Raw genomic sequence first — 16,825 nt, 5'->3', positions numbered from 1 at the left:
TTGCTGGTATAGGTTATTTTATGCTATCATATTTAGGCGTGCCTGCGTCCTAGGCTTCGTTCAGTTCCCTGTGCTTCCACTCCGCTGATCTGACGAGGTGATAAAATGCGAGCGGTTCTCTATGGTAAGCGCGAGCGTTTAACTTTCGGTCGCACTGTTGATGCTCTGAAAGTTCCAAACTTGATTGCCATCCAAATCGAGTCCTACAGAGATTTCTTGCAAAATGGTTTAATGGAAATATTGAAGAAGTTCTCCCCGATAACTTCTCAACCTCATAAAGGTGATTTGAGAAAAGGTGAAAAGGGTTTTGTATTAGAATTTGTCTCCACAAGGGTTGGTGAACCTAACGCATCAATAGAAGAATGCAAGCAAAAAGGTTTAACTTACCAAGTTCCCATATACGCAACTGTTCGCATAACGGACATCAACACCGGTGAAATGAGAGAGGAAGAGGCTTTCCTAGGATCGATACCGTACATGACAGATAATGGTACTTTCGTAATCAATGGAGCAGAACGTGTGGTCGTAAACCAGCTTGTGAGAGCTCCTGGAGTTTATTTTGTTGATGAAATACCGAAAACTCAAGCAGCAGCTCCCATTTATGTTGCGCACTTTTTACCAGTTAGGGGTGCTTGGCTAGAAATCCTTTACAACACAGCAGATGATATGTTCTATGCACGCATAGATCGAAAGAGGAGAATAAATCTATTTTTGTTGTTCAAGGCTTTGGGTTACGAGAACGATCTTGATATACTGGATCTCTTTCCAGAAATCATAGATGCAGAAGATGAGTACACCATGATGAAAGCTGTAGGTTCAATAATTCTTCAAGACGTTGTCGTCGAAGGGAAAAAGATTGTCGAACGTGGAGGCGTATTAACAGAACACGCTGCAAAAACGATCCTTGAGTCAAAACTTACAACCATTGTGAGAGCACACCCGGTGGCGCAGAAAACGTTGGAAAAACTCAACAGTACTTACGGAGAAGTTGATTCAAATAAAGCATACATAGAGATCTATAGGAAGCTAAGACCAGGCGAAATACCGAGGGTTAATGCAGCTAAGGCTTATCTTAATAGTTTATATTTCACTCCAGAAAGGTTTGAGCTCTCGGAAGTTGGCCGATATAAGATAAATCGGAAACTACAGCAAGCTTACAAAAAATACCTTGTTCAAGTCAAGAAATTGAGTGAAGCAGAAGCTGAAAAGATGAACTACGAGCCTTCAGATCTTGTTCTCACACCTATGGATCTCGTGCTGGCTACCAGGTACTTGTTGGAAGTAAGTAAGAATCCCGAAATCATGGATACCAAGGATCACCTCGGAAATAAAAGGGTCAGAACAGTTGGTGAGCTCATTAAACTAGAGTTTGAAAGGGCTTTTTCTAAAGCTCAAAGGCTCATTCAAGAAAGATTGACTCTCTACAACTCACTGGATAAAATCTCCGTTCAGAGTTTGATCAACATAAAAACCATCATTGCAGGTGTGAATCAGTTCTTTGCCACAAGTCCTCTCTCACAGTTTATGGAACAAGTGAATCCACTTGCGGAGCTGACTCATAAAAGAAGATTAACTGCTGTTGGTCCAGGTGGTTTGAAAAGAGAAAGGGCCAGATTCGAAGTTCGTGATGTTCATCATTCCCACTACGGAAGAATGTGCCCTATCGAAACTCCAGAGGGCGCGAACATAGGTTTGATAACTTCACTCGCTGTTTATGCGACAGTTGATAAATTTGGTTTTCTGACGACTCCTTACAGGCGAGTTAGAAAAGGTAAGGTCACGGATGAGATTGTGTACTTGACAGCAGATGAAGAAGAACACTACTGTATCGCACCCTGTACTGTGAAAGTTGATCAAGATATGATGATTGTCGAAGACAGAGTACCTGTAAGATATTTGCAAAAGATCTTGTATGTAGAGAAAGAAAAAGTTCAGTTCATGGATGTGTCTACGAAACAGATCGTGTCTGTATCAACTTCTCTGATACCGTTCCTAGAGCACGATGATGCGAACAGAGCTTTAATGGGATCCAACATGCAACGACAAGCTGTTCCATTATTGAAACCCGAAGCGCCTTTTGTGGCTACAGGTGTTGAACACGATGCTGCGCTTTATTCTGGATATCTTGTGACAGCAAAACACGATGGAATAGTGAAAAAAGTTGATGCTAGAAGGATTGTTGTGCATAGAACAGATGAAAATGGAAACCTCATGTACAAAGATGGAAAACCGATTTTCGACGAATACAGATTGATGAAATTTGTTAGAACTAATCAAGATACTGTCATAAATCAAAGACCAATAGTGAATGTGGGCGAACGTGTGAGAAAAGGTGAAGTTATCGCAGATGGCCCAGCGACTGACATGGGTGAGCTTGCTCTTGGTCGAAACATCTTGGTTGCTTTCATGTCTTGGGAAGGTTATAACTTTGAAGATGCGATTCTCGTCAGCGAAGAGCTACTCGAGGATGATGTTTTCACATCCATTCACATAGAAGTTTATGAAACTCAAGCTCGAGACACGAGACTTGGACCGGAGGAAATCACGGCGGATATTCCAAACGTCAACAAAGAGACCCTGAAGAACCTCGATGAAAACGGTATAGTTAGAATTGGTGCATACGTAAGGCCTCAAGATATTCTTGTTGGCAAAGTTACCCCAAAAGGTGAGGGTGAGACGACTCCTGAGGAGAAGATAATAAGATCCGTCTTCGGTGAGCGAGGAAAAGATGTCAAAGACACTTCTCTGAGGCTACCGCACGGTACCGAAGGTAGGGTCATCGACGTCCAAGTTTTTGACAAGGAGGACGTCGCGGAACTCGGACCAGGTGTGAATAAACTGGTCAAGGTTTATGTAGCGAGCAGAAAGACACTCGAAGTTGGAGACAAACTTGCCGGTCGACATGGAAATAAAGGTGTAGTTTCCAAGATTCTTCCAAAGGAAGATATGCCTTTCTTACCGGATGGCACTCCAGTGCAGATTGTTTTGAGTCCTCTCGGAGTACCTTCTAGGATGAACGTCGGACAGATTCTAGAAACGCACCTCGGATGGTTAGCGAAATTGACTAACAGCTGGTTTGCTTCACCCGTTTTCGATGGGGCCAAAGAGGAAGACATCCTTCCGTGGTTGTACAAAGAAAGGAAGATCGTTGGATTAGAAGAAGGCGATGACGAAAACGATCCTTCTGGCAAAGTTATTCTAAGAGACGGAAGAACGGGTGAACCGTTCGCAGAACCTGTCGTCGTCGGATGCATATACATGATGAAGCTCATACACATAGCACGTGACAAGATACACGCCAGGTCTACAGGTCCATACTCTCTTATTCATCAGCAACCTCTTGGTGGAAAAGCTCAGTTTGGAGGCCAGAGATTTGGTGAAATGGAGGTCTGGGCTTTGGAAGCGCATGGCGCAGCACATACTTTGAACGAGATGCTCACGATAAAATCTGACGATATTAAAGGACGAAACGAAGTGTATAAAGCTATTCTCAAGGGTAAAAATATTCCCGAACCTGGTGTACCTGAAAGTTTCAGGGTGTTAATCAAAGAACTCAGAGGTCTGGCGCTCGACGTAAGAGTTTACGACGAAAATGGCAACGAAGTAGATATTGACAGATTCTAAATTGGGCGCCAAGGAGGGAAGAAAGATGGCTATTTCTACCTTCAAGCGAAAGATTGCGTCGGTAAAAATAGGTGTTGCTTCCCCAGACGCTATCAGAAGCTGGTCAAGTGGTGAGGTAAAGAAACCTGAGACGATAAATTACAGAACTTTCAAGCCAGAGCGAGATGGACTTTTCTGTGAGAAGATTTTTGGTCCAACCAAGGATTACGAGTGTGCTTGTGGAAAATACAAAGGTAAGAAATATGAAGGAACTGTTTGCGAAAGATGCGGTGTGAGAGTTGAATCTAAAGATGCTAGACGCAAAAGAATGGGTCACATCGAACTCGCTGCGCCAGTGGTTCACATATGGTACCTCAAAAGTACTCCGAGCATACTCTCCACTTTGCTCAACATATCAGCTCGAGACTTAGAGAACATAATTTATTACGGTAGTAGACGGATTATAGAGAAGGCATACATCGTTACTAATCCCAAGAAGACTCAGTTTGCTGAAGCAGATGTAATCTATGAGACTGAATACAACATATACAAAAAGGTTCTTGATTTTGAGGCAGAGCAAGCTGTCATAGTCAAGAATCCAAAAACTCCGGTGATATCAGAGATAGACGGTGAAGTGAGTCTGAAGAATGAGCGTTCAAACACAGGGAGAACAATAACTTGGATCATAGTACGTAACGTCGTTCGGTCGCAAATGCAGGTTTTTCCTGGAATGATCCTTCTGGTCAAAAATGGACAGGAAGTTTCCCAGAATGACATCATTGTGGCTGAAAAGGAAATCCCAGCACTTTATGCTCCATTCGATGGAACGATCGAAATAGACGATTTAACATCAAGTTTGACGTTGAAGCCACTCGCAACGAGCAAAGAACAACCCATGATCGTCTCTATTCCGTTCTGCTCGAGACTCACTGTAAAAAATGGATCGAAGATCAAAGCTGGTGATCAAATTTGGACTGCAGGTGTAATTCAAGCGGTAAAGAGCCCGTCCTCTGGAAAGGTGGTATTCAGCAGGGATCTAAACGTGAGGCCTTTGGAGGATGGTTCCTACGAAGTGCTATCATCTGGGTTCATCTATGTTGAACAGGTTGCTGTTGAGAAGAAATATCCAATCTTTGAAGGAGCTTTGGCGTATGTAAATGATGGAGACAGAGTCAAAGCAGGTGATTATCTCGCAGACAGATTCCTTTTCGAGGATGAATATTTGTCTCTGACTGAGTATAAATTGTTCGAAGAATACTATCCTAATCAATTCTCTGTAGAAACCGAGGTTGAGAACGATAGGCCAATCCTCGCTATCACAAAAATAGATGAAGAACTCTCGAAAGAAACAGGCATAACTGTGGGTTCCATCGTCACCGAGAATGAGTACGAAGCTTACAAGGAGCTCTATCCCGGAAAGATAGAGGCACAGTACGGTGCTGCGGCTGTAAAAAAACTACTTGAAATGATAGATCTTGAGAAACTTAGGGCACAAATAGAATCAGAGCTTACACAGCTTCCAAAAAGTAGCGGAAGAGCTTTGAAACTTCTTAGGAGATTGAAGATCGTTAAGAGCTTGATCAAGTCAGGTACAAGACCTGAATGGATGGTCTTAGAAGCATTGCCGGTGATACCTCCAGAGCTGAGACCCATGATCCAAATAGACGGCGGAAGATTTGCAACTACAGATTTAAACGATTTATACAGAAGAGTCATAAACAGAAACAACAGATTGAAAAGATTCCTGGAGTTGAATGCACCGGAGGTTATGGTTCGAAATGAAATGAGAATGTTGCAAGAGGCCGTCGATAGTTTGATTTACAACGGTAGAATGGGAAGGCCGGTTGCTGACAGAAATGGTCGACCTCTGAAATCTTTGACTGATCTTGTTAAAGGTAAGAAAGGTCGATTCAGAAGGAACTTGCTTGGCAAACGAGTGGATTACTCTGGAAGAGCAGTTATAGTTGTTGGTCCAGAGTTAAAAATTCACCAATGTGGTCTTCCAAAGAAAATGGCGCTTGAACTTTTCAAACCCTTCATACTTGAAAGACTGATCGAGGAAGGTGGGGAAAGTAGCAGAACAGCTAGAAAGCTCAAAAAAGCCATCATTGAGCGCGAAATGCCAGAGGCGTTCGATGTCCTTGAAGAGGTTATCAAGGGACAAACTGTACTTTTGAACCGAGCACCGACTCTACATAGGATGTCCATACAAGCGTTCGAGCCGAAACTCATAGAAGGAAACGCTATACAATTGCATCCACTCGTTTGTCCACCTTTCAATGCGGATTTCGATGGAGACCAAATGGCAGTTCATGTGCCTCTATCTGCTGCTGCACAAGCTGAAGCCAGATATCTCATGTTGTCTAGATACAACATCATATCTCCAGCACACGGTAAACCCATTTCTATGCCTGGAAAAGATATAATTGTTGGTATTTACTATCTAACGGCTGTGAACAACAATTACGATTCAGTTAGTAAGGATAAAGTTGACTACAAATTCGGCTCGCCTGAAGAAGCTATCTTGGCCCATTCGTTGGGTTTCGTTGGTCTTCACACCCCAGTTTTAGCAAAAGTTAGAAAGAATGGAAAAGAAGAGATCGTCAAGACTACTGTTGGACGAATCATATTCAACGAGATCGTTCCCGAAGATCTGAGAGATTATACTAAAACGTTTGGCAAGAAAGAAATCAAAGACCTCATATATGAAACCTTTAAGAGGCACGGTATGGAAGCCACGGCTGATTTACTTGACGACATGAAAGATCTAGGTTTTCATTATGCCACCATCTCGGGATTAACTATATCGTTGAAAGATTTAGTCGTGTCACCGAAGAAGGATGAAATCATCAAAGAGGCATTACAAAAAGTCGAGAGAATTGAAGCGGAGTACGCCGAAGGTTTCCTCACCTACGAAGAAAGATACAAAGAAATCATAAGAGTTTGGACCAAAGCAACGGAGGATGTTCAAAAGGTTACCTACGAAGCACTCGGGGAAAATCCATTCAATCCGGTCTACATGATGGTCAACTCGGGTGCGAGGGGTAACATAGACCAGGTCAAGCAGTTGGCAGGTATGAGAGGTTTGATGGCTGATCCCTCCGGAAAAACTATTGAAATACCAATAATTTCGAATTTCCGGGAGGGTTTGAATTCACTTGAGTTCTTCATATCAACACATGGCGCAAGAAAAGGTGCTGCGGATACTGCTCTTCGAACATCTTCTGCTGGTTATCTAACGAGAAGACTCGTTGACGTCGCACAGAGTGTGTTCATAACGATGACTGATTGCGGGACGGAAAACGGAATTAAGGCAATGGAGCTTGTGAGCGACGCTTTGACGGTTCAAAAGTTGAAAGACTTTTTGTTCGGCAGGGTTCTGGCAAAAGACGTTTTGGATCCTCTGACTGGTGAAGTGGTGAGAAATCCAAAGACTGACAAAGAATATGCTAGAAATTGCTTACTATCCGATGAGGACGCTGAATTCCTATCTAAATATGTTGTGTCTGTCCCCGTGTGCATTGAACAAACTCTGGATCTTCAGAGTTTGCAGTTGCCAATTTCTTACGCTGTAACGAATGAAGAGATCAAACTTGAAGATGGTACGATTTACGAAGTTGGTACGGAAGTCAGCTGGGATCTGATCCGCAACGCTCGCAATGCTGGTAAGAGGCAGATCAAGATAAAGATTTATCCCATCGTTGGGACTATATCTCAAGAGGTAATCTGGGACAAGAAGGGTGAAAAGCAGCTACTTGTTTATCAAGAAGAAATAGATGAAACAACGGCTGTTATACTTGAACAAAATGGTGTGAGAACAGTTAAAGTGCGACCAAACATCTACGTGAGATCACCATTGACTTGTGAAGCCGAACGCGGTGTGTGCGCAATGTGCTACGGTATGGATCTGTCTAACCACAAAGTGGTCAACGTTGGTGAAGCAGTTGGAATAATTGCAGCTCAATCGATCGGCGAACCTGGAACACAGCTCACGATGAGAACGTTCCACACTGGAGGTATAGCGACAGCCGCAGATATAACACAAGGATTGCCAAGAGCTGAAGAGTTGTTCGAGGCGAGGAAAAAACTCAAAGAACCTGAAGGTGTGTTCAGTTCAGTCGCAGGTTTCGTGAGGGATATAAAAGAAGTGGATGGTAAGAAGAAGATCTATATTGAAGATCTCGCTGGGGAAATATACGAATATGAAATACCAGATAAAGTCAAAGAAAATGTCACTAGAGGCCAGAAGGTACTACCTGGCCAAATGCTCACGACAGGTGCTGTGAAACTGAGAAAATTTATGGATACACTTGGTGTTGAAGCTACAGCGATGTACTTGCTCAGAGAAACTCAAAAGGTTTACGTTGAACAAGGAGTTGAGATTCACAATAAACATTTTGAGATAATCATCAGGCAGATGCTCGGAAGAGTCGAAGTAGTAGATCCAGGTGACACAGATTTCTTGCCGGGAGAACTGCTCCCACTCGCTGAAGCTATGAGAATAAACAACGAGATACTGAAATCTAATGCTCACGTACAGAGCAACAGGAGTGCTGTTGTTGGGAAGATTCTAGCCAAGAGAGTCGTAGCAAAAGTGAACGATGAGATCGTTCAAATTGCTCCTGAAGGTGCGGAAGTCACGGAAGAAATTGTTGAGAAATCTGTCAACGCTGGGATCAAGGAAATTGTCGTAATTGAGGATGGTAGACCTACGGTTTATCAAATCGCTCCTAAAGAGCCAATGAAGTATAGAAGAAGATTGTTGAGAATCACCAAAGCTTCTCTGGAGCAAGAAGGTTGGCTAAGCGCAGCTTCGTTCCAGCAGACGCCACAAGTTCTAACTGAAGCAGCCATCGAGGGTAGGGTTGACTATCTGCAAGGTTTGAAAGAAAACGTCATAGTTGGTCAGCTCATACCTGCTGGGACTGGGTTAGAAATCTTTGCCAACATTCAAATTGAAGAAACTCCTCGTGCTGCGGAAGAAGAAAAAATGGCTTAAATTTCCTCTAAGAAGAGAACAAAAGGGCCCAAAAGGGCCCTTTTTCAATTCGAGTTAAAAATGTAGAACCAAGTCCATATACCACTGTTTTGAAAACGCAGCTTTTTCGATGCTTTGGTTTTAAATAACTCTTCTAGTTCACCGTCTGGACTAGCTAAACATACTGTCGAGTTTTCAAATGTATCGAACAACTTTTTGAGAGTTAGGTGTAAATTCTCTTTGCTATTTCGAATTCTCACACCATAAGGAGGATTTGTCACCACATGTACGTTTTTGAATTTCCCCAGCTTCTCGAGAGGTTTACATAAAAACTTTGTGTTATCATTAACTTCTGCGCGCAACGAATTTTCGCGGGCGATTTTTATGGCATGGGGATCTTTGTCGAAACCGAGTGAAACAACCTCACTTTTTTTCTTCTTTTGTTCAGTGGAATCAAAGGTCGTTGAACCTTTAAAAATTGGCCAAGTTTGAAACGCAAATCCTCGCTTAGTGTTCATTAAATCTAAAGCCATTCTTGCTGCTTCTATGCATATCGTTCCACTACCGCAAAAAGGATCTACAAGTAGTTTTTCTCTATCCCAATCACTAACGATGATTAGTCCAGCTGCTATAGTTTCTCTTAAAGGTGCGGTGGAAACCTTCAATCTATAGCCCCTTTTGCTCAGCGCGTTTGGTCCAGTTGTATCGAGGAGTATTGAAACTCTATCGTTCTTTATGTACACGTAGAGAGGGTAATTTATTCCATCTGGATCTTTAGTGGAATGTATCTTCTCATATATTGCTTTTTTGACTACCGAAGCTATGGCACCCGTGGCTGATAGTTTGGAATTTCTAACTTTGACCTTTTCAACGATTAGAGTACCTCGATCGTGTATGAAATCCTGCCAATTAGCACTGAAAGTCCCTTCAAACAGTTCATCGAAATTTCTGGCTTCGAAATCAGCAAGGAGTATCAATACTCGTTCGGCGCTGTATAGACAAACATTGATACGCGGGATGTCTCTCAAATCGGCGGAAAAATGAACATGTCCAGCTGTTACTTTGATTATCTTGAAACCCAGTTCTTTGATCTCTTTACAAACGGCACCCTCAAGGCCCGATGTACATAAAGCAACGAGTTCCAGTTTTCATCACCGAAGAGAGTATAAAACAGGAACATGTACGCTTTGCGAACCTAAAATGCTACAATTTGTTCTGAGGTGATGCAATTTGTTAGAAGCAAGTTTGGTTGAACGAGTCATAGGTTATGGCCTAAGATTGGGAGCAGATTTTGTTGAAATTTTTGCCGAAGACAGGTTCGATACGAAGATAACCATGGTTGACGGAAAGATTGACGTAGCAACTAGCGAAAGAAATTTTGGTGTAGGTATCAGGTTGTTCAAGGATGATCAACAAGTTTACGCTTATACGAACGATCCGAATGAGAAGCAGCTGTTGAACATGATTGATAGATTGATCGAAGTTCTCGAAGTGCGTCAACCTGTTGAAAAGCCTTTAAATATGAAGAACTTGGATGTGAAGAATTTTAATCGTGTGATTTTTTATCCGTTGGATATTTCGAAGACAGAAAAAGCGAGAATTCTAAAACTTGCGCACGAAGGAGCAAAGAACTACTCTAGTCTCATCACGCAAGTTGTTGTTCGATACTGGGACTACGATCAAAAGGTGTTCATTGCAAATTCGGAGGGAATAGTGGGAAATGATAGGCGAATCAAAACAAGGCTCATGGTCACAGCGGTTGCTACGAAAGATGGTGAGCAAGAGTCGGGATTTTATGGTCCTGGTGCTTCTATGGGTTTTGAGTTTTTCAACTTTCATAGTCCTGAAGACATTGGGGCGGAAGCAGCTAGAATAGCCGATAGGATGGTTAGAGCTGAGTATGCTCCCGTAGGCAAGATGCCAGTTGTAATAGCAAACGAGTTCGGCGGAGTTATTTTTCATGAAGCTTGTGGGCACGCATTGGAAGCCACATCCGTAGCAAAGGGGGCATCTGTTTTTGCAGACAAACTTGGTCAGAAGGTTGCAGCCGAATGTATCACTGCTGTCGACGACGGGACTATACCTAACGCGTGGGGATCAAGTAACATTGATGATGAAGGAACACCGACACAACGCAATGTGCTCATTGAAAATGGTGTGCTGAAAAACTATTTGGTCGATATTTTCCATTCCAAGAAAATGGGGCTAAAACCCAACGGTTGTGGTCGTAGGGAGAGTTATAAATACATTCCAACCTCAAGGATGAGCAACACATTCATAATGGCTGGTAAGTACTTGCCAGAAGAGATCATATCAGCCACAGACTACGGACTTTACGCAAAGCGTATGGGTGGCGGGTCTGTCCATCCAGCTACTGGAGAATTCAATTTTGCAGTTATGGAAGGTTACCTCATCGAAAAGGGAAGGATCACTAAAGCCGTGCGTGGCGCGACTTTGATAGGCAAAGGTATTGAGGTCATCAACAACATAGACATGGTTGGAAATGATCTTGCTCGTGGTCAGGGAATATGCGGTTCCATATCTGGTGGGGTACCTGCCGACGTTGGTCAGCCGACCATTCGGGTCAGAGAATTGATTGTTGGGGGGCGAAGAAAATGAACGAGAAAAAATTTGCAGAGAAAGTTTTTTCACTGGCTAAAGATAAAGGCTTTGATGATTGTGAAGTGGTCGTTTCGAATCAAAGGGAGTTCGAAGTTGTTGTGAGTAAAGGTAAAATAGAAAATTATACCGATGCCTCATCGAAGCGAGCAACTCTCAAAGCAGTGAAAAAGAAAAAATCTTGTTTTGCCACAGTGGAGATTCTGGACGAAAGCTCTGCAGAATTCCTTGTGAACAGTGCTTACGAGAACTTTTTGATCACCGACACGCTCGATGAAGATAGCATCTGGGGTGAGAAACCACAGCGTGAACCTTTCAGATACGAAGATCCATTCGAAGATCTGTCAGTAAAGGAAAAGATAAATTTGTCAAAAAGAATGGAAGAGAAAGCCATGTCTTACGATAAAAGAGTGCAAACCGTTATCATGAGCGGCTATGGTCATCAAAGGAATGAAATTCTTTTGTTCAATACGAAAGGTTTAGAGTTAGAGGAGAGCTTTGGATTTGGTTCCGCTTTCGTATATCTTGTCGCCTCCGATGGGAAGAAACCTAAAAGAGGTTTTCGTGCGTGGTATGCTTCAAGTCCGATTGAACTCGATGTAGACAAGATAGCTGAAGAAGCTGCCTTGGAAGCAGTTTCTCAACTTGGAGCTCAAACCGTTAAAAGTGGTAGGTATCGACTTTTGCTTCGAAGGGATGTATTTGCGCAACTTTTCCTCGCGTTTATGTCTATTTTCTCAGCTGAGGCTGTACAAAAGGGTCTTTCACCTTTAAAAGGAAAATTACAAGAAAAGATCGCGTCTGATAACCTCACAATCCTGGAAGATCCATTTTTTGAGCAACTTCCAGTGAAGCGTTCATTCGATAACGAAGGCGTTCCAACCACGCAGAAAAAATTCATAGATCGCGGTGTTCTGACCACGTTTTTCCACTCAATAAGATCGGCAAAGAAAGAAGGTATAAGGCCAACTGGAAACGTTTTCAACCAAAGATGTGTTCCTCTGAACGTCGTGATGCAAGTCGGTTCAACAAACTATCAAGAATTGATCGAAAACTTGGGGGAAGGATTGGTAGTAACTGCGCTCGATGGTTTACATTCAGGAGTTAGGCCCGTCTCTGGAGAATTTTCTTTAGGTGCTAACGGTTATAGAGTGGTTGATGGAAAGATTGTTGAACCGATAGAACAGTTCACAGTTTCTGGCAATTTCTTGAAGCTGCTTCAAAACATTGAGTGTATAGGTGCAGATTGTGAAATCGTATCAGGTTATTGGTACGGTCCTTCTGTCATTGTCTCAGAGCTGGATGTTGCTGGTAACTGATCCTAGTTGAACTGTTTTTATCAAATGACCTTTATCTAAAATGAGAAGTACATCGGCTAAATCTTTGACTTCTTCGATTTGATGTGTGGCGATGATCATCGCCACATTTTTTTCTTTCAATTCCTTAAGCTTAGACCAAACGACTGCTCTGGCTTCCTCGTCAAGTCCGCTCGTTGGCTCATCCAGTACAAGGATTTCTGGTTCACCAAGAAGCGCGATACAAAGTGAAAGCTTCCTTCGAGTTCCTTTTGAAAGATTTCTCGCAGGTTTATGATCGTCTAAATCTACTCCCAGCATGCGTGATAAATTTAAAAATTCACCATTGTCACCTTTAATCTTTGCAAAAAACTTGAGATTCTCACGGGCGGAGAGCGTTTCTATCAGCGCCGGCTCCTCTGGGAGATATGACAACCGCTTTCTAATGAGGTGAGGATGTTTCACAATGTCAAAACCGTTTAGAATCAATCTTCCCTCATCAGGTCTCAAAACTGTGGCGATCATTTTCAGCAGTGTGGATTTCCCCGCTGCGTTTGCCCCCATCACAACTATACAAGTTGCTTCTACATCGAGGTTGATATCTTTGACAGCCGTGGTACCTGCGAACCTTTTTGTTACACGTTCACAAATCAATCTCATGTGTCATACAATCCTTATCGGCATCACGACGTAAAGGTAACCTTCTACGTCAAGCGGGTTCATCTGCAAAGGGCTCGTACTATCGATGAAGTTCATTTCAACTTCCTCGGTTTCTATGTGTCGCAAAGCTTCGATCAAAAATTTAGGATTGAACGCAGCGATGATATCTTCACCTTCTTTCCGCACTTCTATTTCTTCATTCACCTCTCCATAGTCTGGACTTCTACTGCTCAAAATCAAGACGTTCTCCACGACTTCAATTCTGATGGATTCGCTACCTCTCTTGGCGATCACCATGGTCCTTCTCAGAGATTCTATCAAATCGTTGGTAGAAACAACGACCTTTGTTTTGAACGCTTTTGGCAATACTCTCTTGTAATCTGGAAATTCTACTTCAACAACTCTGACCACCGTTTCTACATCTGCAACCATGATACCAACACGTTTTCCATCATACTCGAAGCGAAGATTTTTCTCACCACAACCTCGAGTCACATTCATGAGCTCCTTCATACTCTTTAAGGATAAAAGGAATCCCATTTCGCTTCGGATTGGTAATCTCTGTTCAGCCAATGCCAACCTGAAACCATCAGATGAGACAAGTCTTAGAAAACCATTGCCAAGCTCCCAATAAACACCGTTGAGGTTCCTCATAAACTCGTCCACAGCAGCACAGAAGATGACTCTTTCAATCATGTTGTAGAGAAGACTCGCTTCTATTTCAAAACTTGCGCCAATGGTACCAAGCGATACTTCTGGAAAATCGGTTGGATCTACTGCAGAAAGTTTGAATTTGCTTTTTCCACACTCTATGGAAAGGTTCGAAGGAGTCAATTCAAGAGTGGCTCCAACATCGTTCGGTAGTGTTTTCACAACTTCATAGAGAACTTTTGCGTCTACCGCGAATTTTCCAAGTCCTTCATACTCGCAGTTGAGTCTCGCTTTCACACTCGTTTCTAAGTCGGAAGCGAGGAGATACACACCCTTTTCGTTCAGGTCAAACAAGACACAACCTAGAATTGGTTTTATGACTTTGGAGGGAACCACTTTCGATACGATCGAAATCTTTTCGGATAGTTCTTGCATGTCCACAGCTATCCTCGCCACTGAATTAACACCTCCTCAGACGGAAAAAACATCATCAACTTCAGCAATGGAATCTCCAAGCCATGTCTTCAAAAATTTCAGCAATTCACGATTCTCAGATGAGTTGATGAACATCCTCTCAAGCTTTATACTGTTCGCTGTATATATGTTATCAAAATTGCTCGGAACTTCTGCAATGGCGATGGGATTAGCGAGGCATATTTTTATTTTATCTTTCATTTCTAAGATAGATTGCGTAACGAATCCTGAGATGTAAAGCCACTCAAAACCGCTTTCACTAAAATACTTCAAAGTCAAACAAGAGTCTGAGATTTTTGTAACACTACCATCTTTCGTGAATGCCCAGACGCCTCTTTTTTCGTGAAAAACTTCAAGGATATGCTGAGGGGCTCTAGGTAGATTCGAAGCAAAGAGAACTTTCTTGATAATCCTCATACTTTCAAGCTCATCACCGTGGACTACTAAGAATATTTTTGCTCCGTCTATCACACCTGCATGAATCAATCTGTTGAATGCACCATCTATGATGATTTTGCTAAATTTTTGTTCAACTACGATTCGTTGAATCATCGCAGTGGTTGCTCCTGTGAGAACCACTGTCGTCTCAATTAAAGGGCGTGCCAGTATGATGTGACCTACAATAGCATTGTGGGAATAAACATCTATCACTTCGAACTTTGAAAGGTTCAGGAATCTTTCACCTGTCAAGACGAGGTGATATTTCGTGACATGAACGCATGGTTTTGGTTCGTTCGTTAGATTGTCCTTCTCTTCACCATCCAATCCAATGCTCGCAACACAACAATTTTTCCAGCGACGAAGAAAGTGATTCAACACGGTAGTTTTGCCAACGCCTTTCTTAGTACCTAAGATGTAGATGATTTCTTTTCTTTCCATTCCTGAATCCTCCTGGTTCTTTCGAGCTGTTGTGGTAAGAGATATTTGCCCTTTCCGCTGAGCAGTGAAGCGATTCCTCCTACATCTTCGTCTGGTTCGCATTGACTTTTGTAATCATTTGGTTCTTTATAAGCGAAGATTCCTCCTTCATAATTTCTCAGGATGACTTTTCCCTCTCCCATCGATACGAGATACTGTGGTCCAACAGGGATTTTTCCCCCTCCGCCTGGCGCATCTATCACGTAAGTTGGCACTGCGAAACCTGAGGTATGGCCACGCAAGTATTCAATGATTTCTATTCCTTTTGCAACACTGGTTCTAAAGTGTGAAAGTCCTCTCGATAGATCACATTGATATATGTAATAAGGCCTGACGCGATTCTTAACAAGTTCATGAACGAGTTCTTTCATGATTCTTGGGCAGTCGTTGATACCCCTGAGTAACACTGTCTGATTACCGAGTGGTATACCTGAATCGGCCAGCATGGCCAACGCTTTTCTTGAGTCGGCAGTGAATTCTTTTGGATGGTTGAAGTGGGTGTTTAACCATATAGGATGGTACTTTCTGAGCATACTAACGAGCGACTGTGTGATTCGCATTGGCAAGACTACCGGTGCTCGCGTACCTATACGGATGATCTCAACGTGTTCTATGGACCTCAGTCTGGAAATGATTTCTTCCAGTCTCTCATCTGACAACGTCAATGGATCACCGCCCGATATGAGTACATCTCTGATCTTTTTGTTCTGCTTTATGTAATCTATCGCGGCGTCTATGTATTCTCGTGCAAGTGGTGCGTCTGTTTCTCCAGCGAATCTTCGTCGTGTGCAGTGTCTGCAATACATAGCACATTGATCAGTTACAAGGAAGAGCACCCTGTCTGGATAACGGTGAGTTAAACCTCTGACAGGAGAATCGACATCTTCATGCAAGGGGTCAACCATTTCCTCTTCACTTATGTTCAACTCTTTGACTGTTGGAACAGCTTGTTTTCTAATGGGACAATTTGGGTCCTCTGGATCCATGAGACTCGCGTAATAAGGTGTTATAGCCATTCTTAGAAATTTCAAAGAGTGTTTTATACCTTCACGTTCCTGATCTGTCAGGTTTATAACTCTTTCTAGTTGCTCAAGAACCATTATCCTGTGTGAAAGCTGCCATCTCCAATCGTACCATTCATTTTCACTCACATCTTTCCATAATGGTATTTCTTTAAAATATCTCATACCTTCCCTCCTCAAATGATTTTTTCGCCTCTCTTGAGTCTCTCAAGAGCTTTTCCATCGATCAGATAGATTTTTCTTACAAACGTTTTTGATTCGAATTGCCTTGCAAAATCTTTGACACGGTCAGGTATCTCGTTGTTCGTGACAACACCGACATACTTCGTGCCATAAATTGTTCCTGCTACGACAGCTTCTTCAACAGCGCTTTTATCTATTGGTTTGTTATAATACTTGGCTTGGAGTACTACGAGTTTGCCTCTATTTTCGATCAAAAGATCTGCAGCGAAATCACGAGAGAATCCTGTCTTACGTACCTGATAACCAGCTTTTTTGAAAAGCTCATAAAGAAAACTCTCGAATTCTCGGCCATCTTTTGGAGTAGTTTTTCTTTTCACTGTTCTTTTTCGTACGTTTCGATTCAGAATGATAGAAAGAAGAAC

The 16,825-nt window shown here is 42.5% G+C and carries 10 protein-coding genes; 4 read left to right on the top strand and 6 right to left on the bottom strand.

Translation table 11 applies throughout. The annotated features are described in order from the left end of the window. The first annotated feature begins 105 nt into the window (after window positions 1-105). Together NZ875_03105 and NZ875_03100 are read left to right on the top strand one after the other, a co-directional pair. On the top strand, window positions 106-3,624 hold the full coding sequence (locus tag NZ875_03105; GenBank protein MCS7174724.1) for a DNA-directed RNA polymerase subunit beta: 3,519 nt from the start codon (window positions 106-108) through the stop codon (window positions 3,622-3,624). Between the two features lie 25 nt (window positions 3,625-3,649). Then, window positions 3,650-8,602, top strand: coding sequence for a DNA-directed RNA polymerase subunit beta' (locus tag NZ875_03100; GenBank protein ID MCS7174723.1), 4,953 nt, complete (start codon window positions 3,650-3,652; stop codon window positions 8,600-8,602). Window positions 8,603-8,646: 44 nt separating this feature from the next. Here NZ875_03100 and NZ875_03095 read toward each other — a convergent pair whose 3' ends face one another. Then, window positions 8,647-9,609, bottom strand: a complete 963-nt coding sequence (locus NZ875_03095) for an RNA methyltransferase (protein MCS7174722.1) — start codon at window positions 9,607-9,609, stop codon at window positions 8,647-8,649. A gap of 202 nt (window positions 9,610-9,811) precedes the next feature. On the opposite strand from NZ875_03095, the gene NZ875_03090 reads away from it, so the two are divergent. After that, on the top strand, window positions 9,812-11,200 hold the full coding sequence (locus NZ875_03090) for a TldD/PmbA family protein (protein ID MCS7174721.1): 1,389 nt from the start codon (window positions 9,812-9,814) through the stop codon (window positions 11,198-11,200). Beyond that, on the top strand, window positions 11,197-12,519 hold the full coding sequence (locus NZ875_03085; GenBank protein MCS7174720.1) for a TldD/PmbA family protein: 1,323 nt from the start codon (window positions 11,197-11,199) through the stop codon (window positions 12,517-12,519). The genes NZ875_03090 and NZ875_03085 overlap by 4 nt, the downstream gene beginning before the upstream one ends. Here the strand turns inward: NZ875_03085 and NZ875_03080 are convergent. Genes NZ875_03080 through NZ875_03060 form a run of 5 tightly spaced genes read right to left on the bottom strand, consistent with a single transcriptional unit; the run spans window position 12,493 to window position 16,780 of the window. Further along, complete coding sequence (locus NZ875_03080) at window positions 12,493-13,155, bottom strand: ABC transporter ATP-binding protein (protein ID MCS7174719.1); 663 nt, start codon at window positions 13,153-13,155, stop codon at window positions 12,493-12,495. The genes NZ875_03085 and NZ875_03080 overlap by 27 nt on opposite strands. Window positions 13,156-13,158: 3 nt before the next feature. Further along, window positions 13,159-14,262, bottom strand: coding sequence for a DNA polymerase III subunit beta (gene dnaN, locus NZ875_03075; protein ID MCS7174718.1), 1,104 nt, complete (start codon window positions 14,260-14,262; stop codon window positions 13,159-13,161). 15 nt (window positions 14,263-14,277) lie between these two features. Next, complete coding sequence (locus NZ875_03070) at window positions 14,278-15,159, bottom strand: hypothetical protein (protein MCS7174717.1); 882 nt, start codon at window positions 15,157-15,159, stop codon at window positions 14,278-14,280. Continuing rightward, window positions 15,129-16,385 carry a lysine 2,3-aminomutase gene (gene ablA / locus NZ875_03065; protein MCS7174716.1) on the bottom strand — a complete coding sequence of 419 codons (1,257 nt, stop codon included), beginning with the start codon at window positions 16,383-16,385 and terminating at the stop codon, window positions 15,129-15,131. The genes NZ875_03070 and ablA overlap by 31 nt, the downstream gene beginning before the upstream one ends. A gap of 11 nt (window positions 16,386-16,396) precedes the next feature. Continuing rightward, window positions 16,397-16,780 carry a restriction endonuclease gene (locus tag NZ875_03060; GenBank protein MCS7174715.1) on the bottom strand — a complete coding sequence of 128 codons (384 nt, stop codon included), beginning with the start codon at window positions 16,778-16,780 and terminating at the stop codon, window positions 16,397-16,399. Window positions 16,781-16,825: the final 45 nt, after the last annotated feature.

Source organism: Pseudothermotoga sp. (assembly GCA_025060105.1).
Classification (GTDB): domain Bacteria; phylum Thermotogota; class Thermotogae; order Thermotogales; family DSM-5069; genus Pseudothermotoga_A.
Note: the sequence above shows the minus strand (reverse complement) of the source record. Positions and strands in the feature narration are given on the sequence as shown.